This is a genomic window from Chitinophaga silvisoli (assembly GCF_003412465.1).
In the GTDB taxonomy this organism is placed as follows: domain Bacteria; phylum Bacteroidota; class Bacteroidia; order Chitinophagales; family Chitinophagaceae; genus Chitinophaga; species Chitinophaga silvisoli.
Map to the genome: position 1 here is coordinate 168,227 of NZ_QTJV01000013.1, position 20,550 is coordinate 188,776.

Genomic DNA, 20,550 nt, shown 5'->3' on the forward strand with positions numbered 1-20,550 from the left:
GATATTATATATTACGCAAATGATTTTTTCTGAATTCGCTGGGACGGTAACCCGTTAGTTTTTTAAAAGTAGTTGAAAAGTGTTGGGATGAATAAAACCCCGTATCCAGCGCGATATTAGTTACAGTAATATCGGCACGCTTTAATAATTTTATAGCCTCCGAAATACGGATATTAATCAGGTAATTAATAGGCGAAAAACCAGAATAACTTTTTACTTTTTCCGTGAACAAGGTTGTGCCCATACCGACCAGACCCGCCATTTCTTCTACCGTCCACTGATGCGCCAGATCCCGACGTAACAATACTTCCAGCTCCGTAAAAGTTTTAGGAAAATCACGGGTAGAATGCGTTTGTTGCGTCATTTTACGGGTAATCTGTATCAGCAATTCATCTATCTGGTGATTGACACGAGCCTGAAATGCCACTTCCTTCTCTGATAATTCCGTATATATACATTTAATAATCCTACCCACTTCGTTGAAGCGACTCAAGGCAGGCAAATTGTTTAATGATAAGATCTTCCCGATGGCCGCCGCCTCGGTATCAGACAGCCCACTCCATTTACCCGGCTGTATATGTCCATCCTTCTTAGGTAAGGCCAGGTGGATCCACGTGAAAGAACCGATCTTCAGCACGTCATTGTCACAACCAAATGGGATATCAGGCATGATCAGTGCTACATCACCGGGATAAAAAACATATGGTTGATGATTGATGTGCCACTCAAACCGCCCTTCTATGATATGATATATCCGTAATCCTTCCATAATAGTGGTAGGAAACATATTTAGCTGGATGGAGCCATTTTTCTTCATGCCCAACTCCAGGATATGCGGAAAAAGGTGCATTTCTGCCGATTTACCATGTTGTAGCACAAATTGATTCATAACGGGTATATACAAATAGTCATGGAATTTTAATTCGCTGCATAGGCTTCTATAAAGAAAAGAAATTTGTTCTAATTACACGTACAAAATTCACCTCCGTTTTATTTTGGAAGTTTTTAAATGTAATACCAGATAATTTGTAGCCCTAAGAATTCCTCACCACTCCAAGTTGCGTTATGAAAAAATATTTCTACTGTAGTGCATCCCGCTTTGCGAGATGCTCGCTATTTATCATTTTCAATTTAATCTACGCTGTTACGTATGCACAAAATATTACAGGCATTGTATCGGATGATAAGGGAACAAAATTGCCGGGGGTTTCAGTGATAGTAAAAGGCAGCCCCCATGGAACCACTACTGATAACACCGGCCGATACAACATCCATGCTCCCTCGAATGCTACGCTCGTGTTCAGTTTCCTTGGATTTAAAACAACAGAGGTAAAAATTGCAGCCCGCACAGTGATAGATGTATCCATGGTTATGGATAACCAGAACCTGGGTGAGGTGATCGTAACCGCCCTCGGTATTAAAAAACAGTCCCGTAGTCTCGGATATGCCGCCACCAGCGTTAAACCCGAAGAAATAAGTGTAAACCGCAGCAGCAACGTCATGAATGCATTGCAGGGTAAAGTGGCCGGCGTAAATATCTCCTCACTGGGCACAGGCCCTGGCGGTACTTCAAAGATCCGCATCCGCGGCCAATCTTCAATTTCAGGACAGAATAATCCACTGATCGTTATAAACGGTGTTCCGGTTGACAACACTAATTTTAACGACAATACCATTAGTGTAAAAGGTGGTGGTGTGTTTGCTGATGGTGGAGATGGGTTGTCAAGCATTAATCCTGACGACATTGAAAACATGACCATCTTAAAAGGGGCCCCGGCCTCTGCCCTCTATGGGTCACGTGCCAAAGACGGGGTGATCATGATCACGACAAAAACGAAAGGGAAAACCAAAGGGATCGGTGTTACTTATAACCTGAATTATACCAACGATACACCACTTGACTACACCGATTACCAGCAGGAATACGGTCAGGGAGAAAACGGTGTTCGTCCTGCAGCGCCCAACCCTACTTCAGGCCAATGGTCCTTTGGTGAAAAATTTGAGCCAGGTATGACGCAAATCCTGTTCAATAATTTAACCGTTCCCTATACACCACAGGGCAGCCGGATAAAAGAATTTTATCGCCATGGACAAAATATTGCCAATACGATTGCCTTTGAAAGCAGCAGTGATAAAGGTGGTTTCCGGATGTCATTAAACAATACCAGCAACCAGGGAATAATGCCCAACAATACCTTTAACCGCAAATCCATGAACCTTGGCTTTAGTTACAATCTGTCTGAACAATTTCTAATATCAGGCAACGTAAATTATTCACGGGAAATCAATAAAAACCCTCCCAATATTGCCAACCAGGATAATTCTATTCCCACTACGCTGATGGCGATGTCAACCTCCATGCCATTACATCTGCTGGATGAAAACAAATACAATGCAGCAGGTGATGAATACAATTGGTCAAGGTTCACGAACCGCACCAATCCATATTGGGTACTGGCAGAACAATTCCATAATATAAAACGGGATCGTATTTTCGGGAATGTCACCCTGAAATACTTCTTACTCCCCTGGCTGAGTGTGCAGGGCCGGTTTGGACAGGACTACTGGTCCAGGGATGAAGACGTAAACAACTTCCCTACCGGTCAGGCTTCCAGGGCGGCCGCACCACCGGGTTTTGTAAATGGCTTATATACACAGGAGTCCCGCCGCTTCCGGGAAACCAACCTTGACTACCTGGTAAATGCAAATAAAAAATTCGGTAACGTAGAAGTGAACCTGAATGCCGGTGGTAACCGCATGCGCAAACGCACTGATGTGAACAATGTAGTGGTAACCGATTTTATTACCAGGGGAATATATACCGTTCAAAACGGACGATCCAAAGACCCCGTGTACACATTGATAGAACAGGGTGTGAACTCCCTGTATAGTTCTGCTGAATTGAACTTTAATCAGACTTACTACCTGACCGGTACCCTGCGCAACGACTGGTTTTCTACGCTTTCACCGGAGAACAGAAGTATTATGTATCCATCTGTTTCCGGTAGTTATATTTTTTCTGAACACCTGACCCATGTTAAATGGTTGAATTTTGGTAAACTCCGCTTAGGTTATGCTGAAGTAGGCAGCGATGGAGATGTAGCCCCGTATTCCAACCAATTGTTTTATATTCCTAATGCTAATTTCATTAACAACCCTAATGGACAACCTGTACCGGTTGGCACCAGTGCTATCAGTAATAATGTGACCGGCACAACCTTGCCTAATGTTAACCTGAAACCTAGCCGTATAGCCGAACTGGAAGCCGGGTTGGAAATGCGGCTCTTCAACAACCGCGTAAATATTGATCTGGCAGTATACCGAAAGATTACCAGCGATCAGATTGTACTGGTGCAAATCTCCGATGCATCCGGTTATCTGAACAGACCCATCAACAGTGGTAAAAGCCGTAACCATGGGTTTGAAGCTATGCTGAACCTGGTGCCGGTTAAAAGCCCTGACTGGAGCTGGGAATTTACCGCCAATACCTCTTACAATATCACAAAAGTTCTCAGCATTATTACCAATAAACCAGGCGAACGCATCACCACCGGTACACATGTATTTAACGGGGAAACCAGGCATGTGGTAGGCCAGGAAATCGGGCAGATTGCCGGCTATGGATATGCGTATAATGAAAAAGGCCAGCAAATTTTTCAATCAAATGGTTTGCCACAGCGGAGCTCCGACTTTATGTTATTTGGTAGCGCGCTACCAAAATGGGTAGGTGGCTTCCTCAATACTGTCAATTACAAAGGATTTAGACTAAGCGTTTTCATCGACTACAAACTTGGTAATAAAATGCTGTCGGGCACCAACTTCAATGCAGTGCGGCATGGACTGCACAAAATGACGCTGGAAGGACGTGAGGGCGGTGTAAAAGGTGTAGGTGTCGATGCAAGTGGTAACCCCAATAATGCAGTGGCACCTGTGCAAACCTATTGGGAACACCTCCGTTCACAACAGATCATCGCTCCTGTAGTATACAACGGTGGTTACTGGAAATTGCGGCAGGTATCCCTGGGTTATGATCTTACCAAACATATTCCGGCCAGATGGCCTGTTAAAGGGGTAAAGCTTGACCTTGTAGCCAACAATGTATTGCTATTAAAGAAGTGGGTGGATAATATTGATCCGGAAACATTTGGCTTTGGCTCTGACAACCAGATAGGACTTGAATCTCCCGGATTACCGACCACCCGTAGCTTTGGATTGAACCTGAATATTAAACTCTAGTTATGAAAAAACTCATCTTTGCAATATTACTCTTCGCTTCCTGTGAAAAGGGATTAAGTGATCTGAATATCAATGGAACAAATCCCACCTCACTCGACCCTGCCCTATTATTGAACCAGGCCATTATCAATACCTCTTTCCCGGTGAAATCCCTGGTCTTCGATATTGGAATTGTACAGCAAATGATATCACCTAATGGTGGTGTGGTGGCAGGTGCTAATTTTAACCAGGACAGTCGTGACATCACCACACAACCACTGTGGACAGCTTACTATCAAAGCGTGATCAAAAATACCTATGATGCCATTACCCGGTCTAAAGATCTGCCCAACAGGAGCAATATGTATAACATGGCACGCATTTACCAGGCTTACATATTTATGATCCTGACAGATGAATATGGAGACATCCCTTATTCGGAAGGCGGTGCAGGCTTAGTGAAAGGTGCCCTGTTTCCAAAATATGACCAGCAGCAGGATATTTACCCATTACTCATTCAGGAGCTCACAGAAGCAGCCGCAGCACTTAATACAACGGCTGTTATTGAATCCGGCGATCTGCTGTATGCCGGCAATGTGGCTAAATGGAAAAAATTTGCCAATTCCCTGTTGCTGAGAGCCGGCATGCGATTGAGTAAAGTAGATCCTGCCCAGGCACAAAGTATTGTGCAGGCAGCCGTAGCAGGCGGGGTAATTACTGCTAATGCCGACAATGCATATATACGGCATGATGCCAATTACACCCAACCTATTGGCAATACACTGAATGGAGGTGAGGCGGCCAACTTTTACCTTGCCAAACCATTTGTTGATCAGTTGAAGAACACTGCGGACCCGCGACTAACGGCCATAGCTATCCGATATGTTGGGGCTACCAGCGGTGCCGGGCAAACCGTAGCAGTAGGCACTACGGATCCCTCTAAACAAATTGGGATGCCTATTGGCAAAGACAACGGTACCATTGTTGCAGCAGCAGCTGCTGATGGTCTCGCCAGCTTTTACGATTATAGCCAGGTAGACCGGCGCAGAATGCTCAAAATTTCTTCTCCTGTGTTTTTGGTGACTGCCGCACAAACCAACCTCTTACTGTCAGAAGCCCGTTTCCGGGGCTGGATCAATACCGGTAGCGCGGCTCAATATTTTGCTGATGGTATAAGCGCCCATATGGACCAAATGGCAGTCTATGACATGAATGCTGCTGTTAGTACAGCAGACCGTGATACTTACATAGCCGCCAATCCGCTTACAGCCGGCAATGAACTGGAACAGATCAACACCCAATACTGGATAGCCTCCTTTCTGAATGGCCCGGAAGCCTTTGCCAATTTCAGGAGAAGTGGATTCCCTGCGCTCACGCCTAACCCATATGGGCAACCTAATAATCCGGATGTGCCCAATGGCACTTTTATCAGGCGACTCACCTATCCTACCTCCGAATTGAGCGTAAATAGCGAAAATGTGAACGAGGCCATTTCCAGGCAGGGACCTGATAAATTGAGTACAAGGATCTGGTGGGATAAACAATAAAAATAAGCGGCATGAATTTAAGAAGCGCAGACTGGTTCGGAAAACAGGATAAAATGGGATTTGTACACCGGTCATGGTTCCGCACCCAGGGCTATCCCGATGATTATTTCATAAACAGACCTGTCATCGGCATCTGTAATACCTGGAGCGAGTTGACTCCCTGCAATGCACACCTACGCGAAATAGCAGAAGTTGTAAAGCGTGGAATACTGGAAGCCGGAGGCATTCCATTTGAATTTCCTGTTACATCTCTCGGAGAAACGGTCATGCGCCCAACAAGCATGTTGTTTCGCAACCTAACCAGTATGGATGTAGAAGAAACCATCCGTGCAAATCCTGTTGATGGAGTTGTGTTGCTCACAGGTTGCGATAAAACCACTCCAAGTACCATTATGGGTGCCTGCAGTGTAGACCTCCCGACGATAGTAGTACCCGGCGGAGCCATGCTCAATGGTCGTTTTCGTGGGGAATGTATTGGCAGTGGTACGTTTAACTGGGTTATAAAGGAAAAACAAGGTGTGGAAGAATACACTGCACAGGACATCAGGGAAGTAGAGACGGGAGTAGCACGTAGCCAGGGACATTGCATGACGATGGGTACTGCAAGTACGATGGCTTGTATGTCAGAAGCACTCGGATTGACATTACCCGGTGCTGCTGCCATTCCAGCTGTTGATGCACGCAAGAAATTACTGGCTCAGTTGAGTGGTCGCCGGATTGTAGAGATGGTAAAGGAAGACCTCAAACTCTCCCGCATACTTACCCGACATGCTTTTGAAAATGCTATTGTAATCAATTCCGCTATCGGCGGCTCTACCAATTTCATCATTCATTTACTGGCCATCGCCGGTCGTATCGGCGTTCCGCTTTCATTGGAAGATTTCGACACCATAGGCAGTAACATTCCCTTGTTAGTTAACCTGAAACCATCCGGTAAATTTTTGATGGAAGATTTTTATTATGCAGGCGGACTACCTGTTGTGATCCGTGAAATGGAACCTTATCTGCAAACGGATGTTTTAACTGTCAATGGAAAAAGTCTCAGTGCCAATTGCCTTGTTTCCCCCTGCTACAATACAGATGTAATCGCAACGCTGCAGGAACCCCTTCAGCAGGAAGCCGGTATAGTAGTACTAAAAGGCAATTTATGCGAACTCGGAGCTGTTATTAAACCTGCTGCAGCTTCTGCCCATTTATTAAAGCATCGCGGCCGTGCAATCGTATTTGAAAGTATAGAAGATTATCTTACCAGGATTGATGATCCGGATCTGGATATTGATGAACATTGCGTGATGGTCCTGAAAGGAGTAGGCCCGGTAGGTTACCCCGGTATGCCTGAAGTAGGAAACATGGATCTGCCAATGAAACTATTGAAAAAAGGTATTAAAGATATGGTACGTATTTCTGATGGTCGCATGAGTGGTACGGCAGGTGGTACCGTGATTTTACATGTATCGCCTGAATCATCAATAGGAGGTACATTGGCATTGGTAAAAAATGACGATATGATCGAGCTGGATGTGGCTGCAAGAAAGCTGCATCTTGATATTAGTGAAGAAGTGCTGGCTGCACGCAAAGCAAGCTGGCAGCCCCCACTTCCTATGGCCACCCGTGGGTATGTAAAATTATATATTGATCACGTACAACAGGCACACCTCGGTGCAGACCTGGATATATTACGAAATGGTTCAGGATCTAAAGTGATCAGAGATCTGCATTAATTTTTTGTGATCTTGTATCAATATTTAAATTGATTAACTGGTAAGGAATGATTTGCCTGCTGTTCTTCCGCAGCGGCTATAAAATTACTGCGCTGTATGCTTCACAACACGAATAAAACTATTAAGAGAAGAATGTAAGAAAGTATTTTTATGACACCCTAATTATAATATATAGTACCTGTTTTTTCGAAAATAAAAAAAAGAATTTTACCCGGATTACATTTTACTTTACACCCATTATGTAACCCGTTTTTACTATTCCATCTTTAAGACAAGATCTCTTATTGTTTATCCTTTAAAAAACCCGTAAGACCCTCAAAATAGAAAAATCGAAAAACGTATCATGACACAAAACACCCTGACGAAACATCACCCTCGTCCGGCACTTCAATGCACATACCCAAAAAACAAATTCCATGACCACTACTCAAGTCCAATTCAACAAAGGGAAAGGCATTCGCCTGTACACCCCTGATCAGGATGAATACATCGATGCTGTGTCCGGCACCTTTAACCTGGCCTTAGGCTACAGCTACCCCGAACTGGTTGATGCCCTCAAAACCCAACTGGAAGACCTTATCCATGTATCGTCTTCCTTCACCGGCGACCTTGCCCAGCAAGTACTGGATAGCATTCTTGCCCATGCACCTGCCCATATCACAACAGGCTGGATGCGCGACATTATCGGTTCCACAGCCAACGAAGGAGCTGTTAAAATTGCCAATAAGTATAATGGCAAAAATGAGGTCATCAGCCTCTCCCTGTCCCACCACGGACAGACACTTTTTGCGACCGCTATCTCAGGCAATGCCTTCCGGCGCAAATCTTTTCCGCATACCGTTGTAACACAGAATGGTATTGTACCTGCACCTTACTGCTATCGTTGTCCTTTTTCGGCAAAAGGTGCGCCTGCCTGTGGTTTCCTTTGTGCAGAAGCCATTCACGACTATGCTGAGTATGCCGCTTCCGGTGGTGTATCATGTATCATCATAGAGCCTATCCTCGGCAATGGTGGCAACATCGTACCTCCTGAAGGTTACTTCGAACGGGTCCGCAAAATCTGTGATGAGCTGGATATTGTACTGATCGCTGATGAGGTACAAACTGGCATTGGCAGAACAGGACACATGTTTGCAAGTGAATACTACGACATTAAACCTGACATCATCACACTGGCCAAAGGCCTTGGTGGTATTGGTATTCCTGCTGCTGCTATACTTTACACATCCCAACTGGCCGTGCTGGAGAAATTTGAACACTCCTACACATCCGGTGGGAACCTGCTCTCACTAACTGCATCACAAAAGACCATGGAGATTGTATCCCGGGAAGGTTTCCTGGAAAACGTGCGTGAAAATGGCGTAGTCCTTGGCCGCCTGCTCAACAGGCTCAAGGAAAAATATAGCGATGTCATCGGCGATGTACGTGGTATCGGCTACATGTGGGGATTAGAAATCGTTGATAAAGATGGTGCGCCAGATGTAAATCTTACGAACAAGATTATTGACAATGGCCTTGAAAATCATCACCTCATACTGCGTGGATCCCGTTACGGATTTGGGAATGTCGTGAAGGTAAGACCTTCCCTGACAGCAACAGTCGATGACATCGAAGAGATCTGTGCACGGCTGGATAAGATATTTCATGAACTTTAAAAATTGCAAATCATGCAAGCCATTGTTTATAACAATCCCTGGGAGATCTCTATCCAGGAAAAGGAAGAACCATCTATTATACTTCCCGATGAAGTAATCGTAGAAGTCCGTGCCACAGGCATCTGCGGTACAGACCTCAGTATTATTTCCGGTGAATACATGGCACGTCCACAGGTGATTATCGGGCATGAATCTGCGGGTGTGATAGTAGATAAAGGCGCAGCTGTAGACAATTGCCAGATCGGTGACAGGGTCATCATAGACCCCACATATTATTGCGGTTATTGCGATAACTGCCGGAAAGGACTGCGCAATCATTGCCTGCTGAAATCTTCTACAGAAGCAGGTGTGTCTATTGATGGCACATTCACCCGGTATTTCAAAACCACGCAACGATTTATTTATCCATTGGCAGATGCCATCCCTTATGAACAGGGGGCCATGTCTGAGCCATTGAGTTGTGTACTCACAGCTGTTAAAAAATTGCAGGTCACACCATTCATGCGCACAGCTATATTAGGTGGTGGGCCTATTGGCCTGTTGTTCTACCTGGCACTGAAGCAATATGGTATACGCGAAGGCGTGATTTATGAAGCATCGGGTCAACGCATGCAATTGATCGAAAAGAATGACGTGTTGACTGATCGCTGGACCATGTCTCCATCGTTCGTACCCCAGAAGAACCAGTATGACCTGATCATTGATACCACGGCCAGCCTGCTGGAAAAATCCATCCAGGCTATTGCTGACGGAGGAAAGATCTCACTGATGGGATTGCGCAATAATCTGCAAACCATCAATCCACGAGAGATAGCGGATCGGAGTATTTCTATCATTGGCTCCATTGATTCACAGGACACTTTCCGGCATGCGGTGGATCTTATTAACAGCGGCCAGCTGGAGTTGCAGAAGATCATCACCAATGAGTATGATCTGCATCACTTCGATGCCGCTGTAAAGGACCTGGGTTGCGATCTCACTACCCGTCAGCGAAGCAATAATATCAGTAGTCTGAAATCAGTTATCAGGATCTCTTAAATTTAACCAGTATGAAGTACATCATTTTTGATATAGACGGTACATTGACCGACACCACTGCTATTGACGACCATTGTTATACCCGTGCCATAGAAGATTGCTTTGGTTTTAAAGATTTCGAAACGAATTACGGATATTATCAGAATACCACAGACAGTGGCATTATCGACCAGCTGTGCCGTGAAAGACTAGGTCGCACATTTACGGAAGCAGAGCGGGATCATTTTATCACCCACTTCTGTGGATTATTGCTGCAAGCCTACCAGGAAGATCCTGGTACCATTCGTGAAATAGCAAAGGCGGGAGCTGTGATCAGCACCTTATGCCGGCAGGAGCATTATAGTATAGGACTTGCTACAGGTGGATGGCGGCAATCAGCACATTTTAAACTGCAATGTGCAGGGATTGATGTAAGTGCCTGTAAAGCTTCTTTTGCACAGGATGCGCTGGCCAGGCAGGATATTATCCATGCTACCATCCGGAAAATGAATGAAAAAAATGGACTGGATACCGCACCTCCCGGCATCGTTTATGTGGGAGATGGTGTGTGGGATTATCTCACTACGCAACAGATGGGTATTGGGTTCATTGGCATTGCCAACAGGAAACTCGCTCACCTGGAGGATATTATCAGGATTGACGATTACGATCAGCTCTATCAGCATATAGGATTATATGCTGAGAAGATGAAGTAAAAAGAAGCGAGGTTGTATCAAAAGTAAAATTGCCGGGATTTAATTCGGGTACCTCATGGAGAGAATTTTTGTTTATGTAATTCTCAATGCCTTCAGAATACTTTTGGTACAACCTCATGCTGATAATGACCTGCCGTACGTCTTGAACAGATTAATAAATGTTAATTTATGCTTTCAGTTACGATTGACCAGAAACGTTCTTACCGTATAGCGACATCCATTTTCTTTTTTATAGCAGGCCTAACCTATTCAAGTTGGGCCTGCCGTATTCATGACATCAAATCACAATTTGGGCTGGGAAACGCCGGGCTGGGAAGTGTCCTCTTTGCATTGCCCATCGGGCTGATGGTGAGTCTGCCTGTGTCAGGATGGCTGGTGACAAAGACGGGCAGCAGAAGGGTATTAATAGCCGCCGGCCTGCTGTTTCCTTTTATGCTCACATTTATTGGATTTACCACACACATCTGGCAGTTGGTCATCGTATTATTCTGCTTTGGGTTTATGAACAACCTGTTTGAAATATCCATGAATACGCAGGCTGTAGGCATTGAGAATTTATATGGGCGCTCGATCATGGCTTCTTTTCATGGGCTCTGGAGCCTGGCGGGATTTACGGGTGTGGGTATTGGTACCCTGGCGGTAAATTTCAACTGGCCTATATGGCAGCACTTTCTGATAGTAGCGTTGCTATGCTGGGTGCTGGTATGCTGTGCCAGTTCATACCTGTTGCCGGCCGATGCGCCTACGGATGATGGACCACTGTTTGCCATGCCAGACAGGAAGATCATGCAACTGGGATTGATTGCGTTCGCCAGCCTGGTTACAGAGGGAACTATGTTTGACTGGAGCGGGGTATATTTCCAGAAAGTGGTGAAGGTACCTGAGGCATTGACAACGGTAGGGTATATCGCTTTTATGAGTACAATGGCCGGAGGGCGGTTTGTGGCAGATAGCGTAGTGACAAAATTGGGTGTGAAGCATGTGCTCACATATGCCGGTATAATCAGTAGTACAGGGTTGATGATCGCTATTTTTTTCCCGCATATCGTGACGGCTACGCTGGGTTTCCTGTTGGTAGGAATTGGTGTCTCGTCTATTGTGCCCCTGGTATTGGCATTGGCAGGTAAGTCAGACACATTGCCGCCGGGCATGGCAATAGCTGCGGTGTCCACTGTAGGGTTCCTTGGATTCCTGATTGGTCCCCCGATGATTGGTTTTATAGCAGAAGCATTGGATTTACGATGGTCATTGGGTTTAATCGCTGTATTTGCCGGATGCACTGTCTGGCTGACACGTGGTATTGATACAAAACAATAAGAATATGAAATGGATGAATGAACCTGCCCAATGGGCCGGTGACAATCAGCAGCTGACGATGACAGTAGATGCTGATACAGACTTCTGGCGTGTTACGCATTATGGTTTTATACGTGATAACGGGCCGTTTTATTACGTGGAGCAGGAAGGTGATTTTGTAGCCAGTGTGAAAGTGAAAGGGCAATATCGGGAGCTTTTTCATCAGGCGGGCCTGATGGTGCGGCTTGATGATAAAAATTGGATCAAGACCGGCATAGAGTATGTCGATGGTGTACAAAATGTAAGCGCTGTAGTGACCCGGGAAGTATCTGACTGGTCTGTGGTACCCAGGAATGATAGTCCGGAGGCGATTTGGCTAAAGTTGTTGCGGAAGGGAGATTATGTGGAGATCAGTTATTCATTTGAAGGAGAGAGATATGAGATGTTGCGGCTGGCTTATTTTCCACCGGGAGGAATAGTCCGGGTGGGACTTGTGGCCGCGGCACCTGGCAAGGAGTCATTTTCAGTGTTGTTTGAAGACTTTCGGGTAATTTAAAAGGGCTTGTCCCGTAACCACACTCACGCTGTATTTTTTTGTATTAATCCCTCTACTCAAAAACCTGGGTAGTGTACACGTTTATTTTGAGAACATAATCCAAATGCTGTAATTTAAGAACCTAATTAAATCCATTTAACCATTAACTCATCTTCATGAAGAAAAATTTTATCTCGTCAATTTTAATGTTGTCCTCAATCTTTGCTTTAACATCCTGCCAAAAGAAGGAGATTGAAAAATTAAACAGTAATAGTACAACCGCCAGCACTAATGGATCCCTTTCAGTTTTAACATCTGACATTCTTAGGTATTACTATAAAGGATCAACTAACAATAATATTTACAGTGGAAACAGCACTGATGGTACTAACTGGATCTCGACCCTAATTTCTAATGGAGCAACATTGCAAAGTGGGCCTGCAGCAGCCTTTTTTAATGGGAATATTTACGTATTTCACAGAGGAAGAACCAACAATAATTTATACTATTCCTACAGTGTAAACAGGGGGGATTCCTGGTCAGCCGATGCAGCCCTCGGAAATAATGCAGGTACAGCCAGCTCGCCCTCAGCATGTACGTTTAATGGTAAAATGTTCCTCGCATATGTAAGTGCCACCTTCAATTCAGCACCAGGTTATAGCAATATTTATTATTCATACAGTTCCAATGGAAGTACATGGACAGAGGCTATTTTACCTTTTACAACCTACAGTGAACCATGCATATATTCTTACGGCAATAAGATATATATTGCATATGCAACAAGTAACCTGGCTTCTATAAATATCATTTCATCTACAGACGGAATAACCTGGACCCAGGCTTCAAGTTTAAATTATAGCTCAGTTCATTATTCTGTGGCAGTTAATCCGAATGGTAAAGCATGCCTTGTCAGGACTGATAGAACAGGTCAAATTAATGTTTCCTATTCCGATGATCTGATTAACTGGTCGCTGCCTACCTATCTTTTGTCAACATCAGGAGCAATCGCAGGTTCAACAGTGAGGCCCTCTATAACATTTGATAATGTTAATAACAGGTTTGTAGTGGCATATAGAAGTAATACCCATAATAATGACAATATTTATTATGCGGACGACAGAGATGGCGTTCTAAAGGAAAGAGGAACTGCAAATGGATCAACCACTGATGCGCCTTATCTTATATCAACTAATTAATTGCCAGGGAGCTGCTCCTGTTATTGGCGAATGGTCATTCCCGGATCGACAAAGTGGGCGCAGCTAAGTACTCACTTAGTTTTATTGCCTCCACCAGAATATCCTCCCTGATAATTCCCAGACAATCAGAATAGAAAATTTACCAGTAATAAGCATAAAAAAACGGCCGGATATAATATCCAGCCGTTTTTTTGTGCACAACTTAAGGGCCTGCGCATTCCGTATACCTTGTTTTAATTGCTCATAACCTGTCCACAAAAGAGGCATCAAAAGCATCCTCCCCTATTCATCTTCCCGAAGTACGATTCACATGAATAACTTCTGACTACTTTATCAATCCCCTATCGGAATAGGAATATTAACCCCTGTCGCTCCCGCCACACCAAAGTTTGGCGATCCATCCGAATTCCAGGTCAGTTTTTGTATTCTTGCCGGCCTGCCTCCATTTGTAGTCGCGGCTACACTACGCGCATGATACACAAACCAGTTTTCGGTATGCAACACATTGTTTGCGTCGGTATAACTACTGGTAAAAAAACCGTTGTGTCCTGGGCCATAAACATTGTTAGCATCATTTCTGACAAACACCTGCTTCTTATTTATCCAGTTGGCCGCAACTGTAGGATCAGCTCCACTTGTTAACTGTATCTGCCCCAGGCAATAATTATCACTCGTATACCGGCTTGCTGAAAATATAATGAATACCGGGCTACCGGCATCTTTCTGCAACATGATAGGACCTTCATTAACCCCCGCCCCTATTGAACTGGGCTCGTATTTTTCCCAGGTATTGGTAGGCGATGATATTGCGACTCTCGGACCGCTGATCGTCCAGGGGTTAGACATGGGAGCCAGGTAAATATATTGTTTATATTTGGTAGCCACACTCTCCCAGCCCGACCATATAAAGTAATTTTTCGAGCCAATAGTCAGCACCGAACCATCTATAGCCCATTGATCAGTTGAATCAAATATCTTTCCCTTGAATGTCCAAGTTCCTGTCGTAGGGTCAGCATTGGGATTCTCCAACACAAACATGCGATGATTATCATCACCTCCTGCATCATCTGCAGCGAAATAAATATACCACTTGCCTGACAGGAAATGTAATTCAGGTGCCCATATATTGGATGAATACGCTGTACCTGAAGGAGGTGTCCAGACGATGGTCTCAGGCATAGCCGCCAGTAATGATACAGAGCGGGTTTTTGTAATGCCTATCTTATTGCCCTTAGTGTACAGGAAATAATAATAGCCATCTCTTTGCGCGATGAAGGGATCAGGACGGCTGGCTGCAATTAAAGGATTTTGAAAATTGAGATTACGGAATTCAAAAAGATCCTGTGTACCTGTTACACTACTTTTCTGTCTGATTTTTCTGCCTGGTATACTATCTTCAGGATCTACGACCATTTTCATCCCTGTTTGCTTGTTGGTCAGGGAAAAAACATTGTTACTGCCGGAATAGGCAATTGCCCAACGTTGCGCATCAGAACCATCATCAGTTCCTTGCTGTAATACCTCTCCGGAAATGGCCGATGGCGATTGAAGACACTTATTACTGGTCACATTGACCAGCTTATAATAAGTGGCATCGATTTTTATAAGTTTCCATTTCTGCCCATTATTGGGAAACCATCCCCATTGCTGGATTTTTGCACCTTCAGCCGTGGAGTTTCCGGTCACCTCTACTACCGGGCCGTATGGTAAAGAAGAGAAACCCCTGATGCGATAGATAGCACTATCCTCCAGTGTTCCCAATGGAGGTGCTACGCTGATCGTTTTGGGGAGACTCAATTGGGTAATGCCTTCTGATTGCTTTTTATTACAACTGGTCGTCAGCAAGGCCATGACAACAACAGTCCTGGTTAATAATTCGATTTTCATAGAGAATTGAGGTTAAGTGAATTGATATGTTCCATTCAAAATAAACGAATGGATAGTACATAATCTGTTCAACTTTTTGTCGATTTATCCCAACCCATTTTTCCCCCTCCCCTACTACAATTCCAATAACACAACAAGGTCAGCACCATCCAGCCAAACCAAAAACAAACCCCCATCGGAAGATTAAAATTGACAAATTACAGCGACCGAACAACACTCGGATTCCCCCAAATAAAATTCCCCCTCAAAGTTCCAGCCTTTCCAATATCTTAGCATATCCATTCAACATCCTAAATTCCAAATTATGAAACCATCCATTATACCATTCCTCCTGTTAATCCACCTCAATACCTACGCCCAAACCGACAAGGAGAAAATACTCCAGGTGGAAAAGAACCTGGTTGGTACCATACAGCTGTCCGGCGAAACTCCCTGGACAATAACTGAACGAATGACCCATTATAAAATACCAGGCCTCAGCATTGCCGTTATCCAGCATTACAAAATAGCCTGGGCAAAAGGCTATGGCTGGGCAAATGATAGCCTGAAAATACCAGTTACTACTAATACCCTCTTCCAGGCAGCCTCTATTAGCAAATCCTTAAACGGGGTAGGCATTCTTAAACTGGTACAGCATAATAAACTGGACTTGTATACAGATATTAATACTTATCTCACCAGCTGGCATTTCCCCTACGACAGCCTGGCTAAAGGAAAAAAAATCACTGTAGCCAACCTGTTAAGCCATACCGCAGGATTAACTGTACATGGCTTTAGAGGCTACCTGCAGGGAGCTCCTTTACCAACTGTTATACAAATCCTGAATGGTGAGCAACCCGCAAATTCTGACCCCGTACGCTCCATGTTCGAACCTGGCATAAAATCAGAATATTCCGGCGGTGGTACCATAATATCCCAATTGATTGTAATGGATATAACACATAGACCCTATGCTGATTATATGAAAGAAGAAGTATTACAACCTCTGGGAATGACTGCCAGTACCTTTTCCCAACCACCTGTAGAAATTCAACCTACCCTCCTCGCTACCGCCTATCGTGGAGATGGAAAACCAATCGAGGGAAATTATCATATCTATCCCGAACAAGCTGCTGCGGGATTATGGACAAACCCAACTGACCTTGCTAAATATATCATCGAAACACAGCTGGCTGCTGAAGGCAGATCTGCCAAAGTGCTCAACCAGGCGACAACCAAACTCAGACTAACACCTTACCTCGACAAAAGCGCGGCTTTGGGAGTCTTTATTGACACTGAGAGCGGATACTTTGGACACGGGGGTGGAAATGATGGATTTCGCTGCCAATATTACGGCAGCCTGAAAGATGGGAATGGCGTAGTGGTGATGATCAACTCCGACAATGGCAGCATATTGCCTGAGGTAATTAATAGTGTCGCAAAAGTCTATGGATTTAAAGGATTGTATCATTCCAGCATCAAAGAATCAGTAACGATACCAGACTCAGTACTACAAACCTATACCGGGGAATATGCCCTGTCCAATGACTTTACTATTACAATTTACAAAGAAGGGAAAGTACTATTTGCGCAAGCTACCAGGCAGGGAAGTTTTGAAATAATCCCCGAAACGCAGACCAGGTTTTTCACCAGAGAATTCCCGGCGAACCTGGAGTTTACAAAAGATAACACGGGGAAAGTAAACGCCTTGATCCTTTATCAAAATGGGGAACAACAGGAAGCAAAAAAGATTAAATAATAATCCACAATAATCACCTAAAACTTGTTTTGCAGGACCAAACCCTTGGCCCTACAAAACAATTCAATATTTTCCCTAATCACAAAAAGGATATATAGGGCACAATTTTAACTTAGCTTTTTTTACTGATTCATAGCTCACTTCAAACTCTTCCGTATTGTTCGCCTTAGGTGTTTGTGCACCCTTGATTTCTGTTAACAATGTCCGGTAATGGTCAATGATCTTAGCCAGGTTCTGCCTTGATCCATCGCGCTGATACGCCTCTGTCGCTTTCTGGGTCAACGCATCAAAAGCCTTATTGGAGTTCTCGTTAAAAACGACATTCGCCAATACTTCACTTTTGGCTGCGGCCAACTTTACACTCAATGAATCTTTGGATTGTGCTTTGACTTGCAGACAGAAAAGCAATAGGAATCCACATAATAGTTTGTGCATCTTCATAAGATTTAGTTAAAAAGGCATTAAATGAGCCTGGTAGTTTTTTTAGCCAGCCATCTAACTCCCGATACTTGTAAAAATACCAACTCCTTTGTAGTTTTACAAACCCCCATGCCAAATCCCAGGTTTTAATGGATAATCAGCTCAGTAATTTCATTCCAATAAAATGAAACACAAGGTGTTTGCATCATGTCCCAAAACCAATTTTATATCCCCTACCTTTACACGAATGATCTCCCAGGCAGATATCTACACCGACGGAAGCTGTTCCCCCCAAACCGGGCAAGGCGCATGGGTCGCCATCCTGCTAACCGACACGGAAAAAATAACCCTATCCGGCAAAGTGCCAGCCACCACCCATCACCGAATGGAACTGTCCGCAGTGATTGAAGGTATTACATATGCGCTGAACAACTTTAAAGACATCCAATCCCTGCACATTTATACTGATAGTCAATACGTAACAGGCCTGATAGCCCGTCAATCTAAACTCAGCCATGCAAACTTCCTCACCAAAAAAGGCAGCCCCATCCCTCATGCAGACCTCGTACAACAACTCTACCTCCTCACCAATCAGGTTCAATTAATCTTTACCAAAGTAAAAGCGCATCAAAAACCCGGTACCGATATCAACCACAATATCAGCGCCGATAAACTCGTAAGAAAAATTATGAGAGAAGAACTGCGCAGGAGCAGCCTTTAAATTAAATTCCCAAAACCTATCCTTACCTTTGGGCCATGCAATCGGAACTTCAGCAACTTTTCGGGAACATAGACATTTACCTTTTCGACCAATTACTGAAAGGCACATATGACAACTGTAAAAAAGTACTCGATGCAGGCTGCGGTGGCGGACGTAACCTTACTTACTTCTTTAGAAACGGCTATGAAGTATACGGCATCGACCCCAACCCCAATGCCATATCAGCAGTGCAAACACTAAGCCCCTCTACCCCTGAAAACTTTTCTGTTGCCAGCGCCGAAAACCTGCCTTTCGATGATCATTTTTTCGACCTGGTCATCAGCAGCGCCGTATTACATTTTGCCCACGATCCGGCCCATTTTGATAGTATGCTCCGCTCTATGTGGCGGGTACTAAAACCAGGAGGATACCTATTCGCCAGACTAGCTTCTGATATCGGTATAGAATCACTGGTGCAGCACCTGGGGAACGGCCGCTACCTCCTGCCCGATGGCAGCCAACGATTTCTGGTGAATCAACAATTACTGCTTCAATATACTGAAGACCTCCACGCTCACCTTCACGAACCAATAAAAACCACCAACGTCCAGAACCTGCGATGCATGACCACCTGGTGCCTGCAAAAAGTCTAAGCGCTTTATGGAATTTCCCGGCGTTTGCATCTCTCAAAAATGGAAACGCTGCTACTTATCCTTTACTCTTTTTTCCCTCCCACTCAGATAGGGGATATTCCCCTGCCTACAGGGTATAAACGCCCACCCACCGGCAACTTTGGTACCTGGCTCCGGCAACTACCCCTCAAAACAGATAAAACCGTCTATTTATTCAACAACCAACCCAAACAGAATCAACAGGCACAGTATGCCGTGCTGAACATCTCCAGGGGCAATAAAGATCTGCAGCAATGTGCAGATGCCGTCATCCGACTGTATGCAGAATACTATTACAGCACTCATCAACTCAACCGGATAAAATTTCATGCTACCGATGGCACACTGATGGACTACCTAAGCTATACAAAAGGTTATCGCTTCGTCGCGAAAGGAAACCATCTGCAAAAACAATTGATTGCTCCCCCAGGAGATAACCGGAATGTATTTAATTCCTACCTCGAAAACCTGTTTTCCTATGCAGGCACCTTGTCCCTCAGCGAGGAACTAATACCCGTCAACGATCCACGAACCTTAAAGCCCGGCGATATCTTTATTCACGGGGGTTCTCCAGGCCATGCAGTAATTGTGACCGATATTGCCGTAAATGACAAAGGAGAAAAGATCTTCCTGCTGGCACAAAGCTATATGCCTGCCCAGGATATACATGTATTAAAGAATCCGGAAACAGGGAGCACTCCCTGGTATAAAGTGAAAGCGATAGGCCCCCTGGAGACACCAGAATGGCACTTTGACTTCAGCGAGTTAAAACGGTTCCCTGAATAATAAATATTATAAACGATACTACTTAGCCAGCGTACTTCGATATGCTGAAGGTGTCATACCCTGGTATTTCCTGAAGAACTTAGTAAATTGAGACTTATCGTAAGTCAACTTATGCGCAACCTCTGTAATCGTCAGTTCAGGGTCAGCCAAAAGCTTCCTCGCCTCCTCCAGAATGCGAATCTCATAATAATGACAGGGATGATAACCCGTATGTAATTTAATCACATTAGTGACATGAATAGGATGCAGAAACAACTCAGCAGCAATCTGCTTTAAACTTACCATCTCTTCCATACGCCCGGCTATAAAGTCATCCATATACCTATTCAATATCTCCAGGAATAAACCAGTGATCTCTGCCTGCCGGCTCTCATATTTTTCAGGAATATTCATTCTTGTAAAGGTAAGATTCTATTTCCCCCAAAGACCTCCATCCACAAAAAACTT

The 20,550-nt window shown here is 44.4% G+C and carries 17 protein-coding genes; 13 read left to right on the plus strand and 4 right to left on the minus strand.

Annotated features, from left to right (window positions below; translation table 11 throughout):
* Positions 1 to 4: 4 nt before the first annotated feature.
* Complete coding sequence (locus DXN04_RS28280; RefSeq protein ID WP_116856775.1) at positions 5 to 889, minus strand: helix-turn-helix transcriptional regulator; 885 nt, start codon at positions 887 to 889, stop codon at positions 5 to 7.
* Positions 890 to 1,065: 176 nt separating this feature from the next.
* Between DXN04_RS28280 and DXN04_RS28285 the strand changes: the two genes are divergently transcribed.
* The 9 genes from DXN04_RS28285 to DXN04_RS28325 all read left to right on the plus strand — a co-directional run bounded on the left by DXN04_RS28285 (position 1,066) and on the right by DXN04_RS28325 (position 13,901).
* Positions 1,066 to 4,236: a SusC/RagA family TonB-linked outer membrane protein gene (locus tag DXN04_RS28285; RefSeq protein WP_116856776.1), complete on the plus strand. Its 3,171-nt coding sequence runs from the start codon at positions 1,066 to 1,068 to the stop codon at positions 4,234 to 4,236.
* Positions 4,237 to 4,238: 2 nt separating this feature from the next.
* The gene (locus DXN04_RS28290; RefSeq protein ID WP_116856777.1) at positions 4,239 to 5,762 is read left to right on the plus strand and encodes a SusD/RagB family nutrient-binding outer membrane lipoprotein; all 1,524 of its coding nucleotides are present in this window, start codon (positions 4,239 to 4,241) and stop codon (positions 5,760 to 5,762) included.
* Between the two features lie 11 nt (positions 5,763 to 5,773).
* Positions 5,774 to 7,483, plus strand: coding sequence for an IlvD/Edd family dehydratase (locus tag DXN04_RS28295; protein ID WP_116856778.1), 1,710 nt, complete (start codon positions 5,774 to 5,776; stop codon positions 7,481 to 7,483).
* Positions 7,484 to 7,899: 416 nt separating this feature from the next.
* Positions 7,900 to 9,138 carry an aspartate aminotransferase family protein gene (locus DXN04_RS28300; protein WP_116856779.1) on the plus strand — a complete coding sequence of 413 codons (1,239 nt, stop codon included), beginning with the start codon at positions 7,900 to 7,902 and terminating at the stop codon, positions 9,136 to 9,138.
* A gap of 12 nt (positions 9,139 to 9,150) precedes the next feature.
* The gene (locus tag DXN04_RS28305) at positions 9,151 to 10,176 is read left to right on the plus strand and encodes an alcohol dehydrogenase catalytic domain-containing protein (RefSeq protein WP_116856780.1); all 1,026 of its coding nucleotides are present in this window, start codon (positions 9,151 to 9,153) and stop codon (positions 10,174 to 10,176) included.
* 11 nt (positions 10,177 to 10,187) lie between these two features.
* Positions 10,188 to 10,871, plus strand: coding sequence for an HAD family hydrolase (locus DXN04_RS28310; RefSeq protein ID WP_116856781.1), 684 nt, complete (start codon positions 10,188 to 10,190; stop codon positions 10,869 to 10,871).
* A 168-nt stretch (positions 10,872 to 11,039) separates the two neighbouring features.
* Entirely contained in the window at positions 11,040 to 12,188 is a 1,149-nt protein-coding gene (locus DXN04_RS28315) for an MFS transporter (protein WP_116856782.1), read from the plus strand.
* 4 nt (positions 12,189 to 12,192) lie between these two features.
* A complete protein-coding gene (locus tag DXN04_RS28320) occupies positions 12,193 to 12,723 on the plus strand; it encodes a DUF1349 domain-containing protein (RefSeq protein WP_116856850.1) in 531 nt (176 codons plus the stop codon).
* A gap of 155 nt (positions 12,724 to 12,878) precedes the next feature.
* Entirely contained in the window at positions 12,879 to 13,901 is a 1,023-nt protein-coding gene (locus tag DXN04_RS28325) for a glycoside hydrolase family protein (protein WP_116856783.1), read from the plus strand.
* A 333-nt stretch (positions 13,902 to 14,234) separates the two neighbouring features.
* On the opposite strand, the gene DXN04_RS28330 is transcribed toward DXN04_RS28325, so the two are convergent.
* Positions 14,235 to 15,788, minus strand: coding sequence for a family 43 glycosylhydrolase (locus DXN04_RS28330; protein ID WP_116856784.1), 1,554 nt, complete (start codon positions 15,786 to 15,788; stop codon positions 14,235 to 14,237).
* Between the two features lie 304 nt (positions 15,789 to 16,092).
* Between DXN04_RS28330 and DXN04_RS28335 the strand changes: the two genes are divergently transcribed.
* The gene (locus tag DXN04_RS28335) at positions 16,093 to 17,526 is read left to right on the plus strand and encodes a serine hydrolase (protein WP_116856785.1); all 1,434 of its coding nucleotides are present in this window, start codon (positions 16,093 to 16,095) and stop codon (positions 17,524 to 17,526) included.
* Positions 17,527 to 17,601: 75 nt separating this feature from the next.
* On the opposite strand, the gene DXN04_RS28340 is transcribed toward DXN04_RS28335, so the two are convergent.
* Positions 17,602 to 17,961 carry a hypothetical protein gene (locus DXN04_RS28340; protein ID WP_147320087.1) on the minus strand — a complete coding sequence of 120 codons (360 nt, stop codon included), beginning with the start codon at positions 17,959 to 17,961 and terminating at the stop codon, positions 17,602 to 17,604.
* Between the two features lie 169 nt (positions 17,962 to 18,130).
* Between DXN04_RS28340 and DXN04_RS28345 the strand changes: the two genes are divergently transcribed.
* From DXN04_RS28345 to DXN04_RS28355, 3 genes are read left to right on the plus strand one after another with little or no spacing between them, the layout of a single operon-like run.
* The gene (locus tag DXN04_RS28345; protein ID WP_116856787.1) at positions 18,131 to 18,667 is read left to right on the plus strand and encodes a ribonuclease H family protein; all 537 of its coding nucleotides are present in this window, start codon (positions 18,131 to 18,133) and stop codon (positions 18,665 to 18,667) included.
* A gap of 35 nt (positions 18,668 to 18,702) precedes the next feature.
* The gene (locus DXN04_RS28350; RefSeq protein WP_116856788.1) at positions 18,703 to 19,299 is read left to right on the plus strand and encodes a class I SAM-dependent methyltransferase; all 597 of its coding nucleotides are present in this window, start codon (positions 18,703 to 18,705) and stop codon (positions 19,297 to 19,299) included.
* Between the two features lie 39 nt (positions 19,300 to 19,338).
* Entirely contained in the window at positions 19,339 to 20,103 is a 765-nt protein-coding gene (locus tag DXN04_RS28355; RefSeq protein WP_116856789.1) for a DUF4846 domain-containing protein, read from the plus strand.
* Between the two features lie 18 nt (positions 20,104 to 20,121).
* Here the strand turns inward: DXN04_RS28355 and DXN04_RS28360 are convergent, their stop codons facing one another.
* Positions 20,122 to 20,496: a helix-turn-helix domain-containing protein gene (locus tag DXN04_RS28360; RefSeq protein WP_116856790.1), complete on the minus strand. Its 375-nt coding sequence runs from the start codon at positions 20,494 to 20,496 to the stop codon at positions 20,122 to 20,124.
* Positions 20,497 to 20,550: the final 54 nt, after the last annotated feature.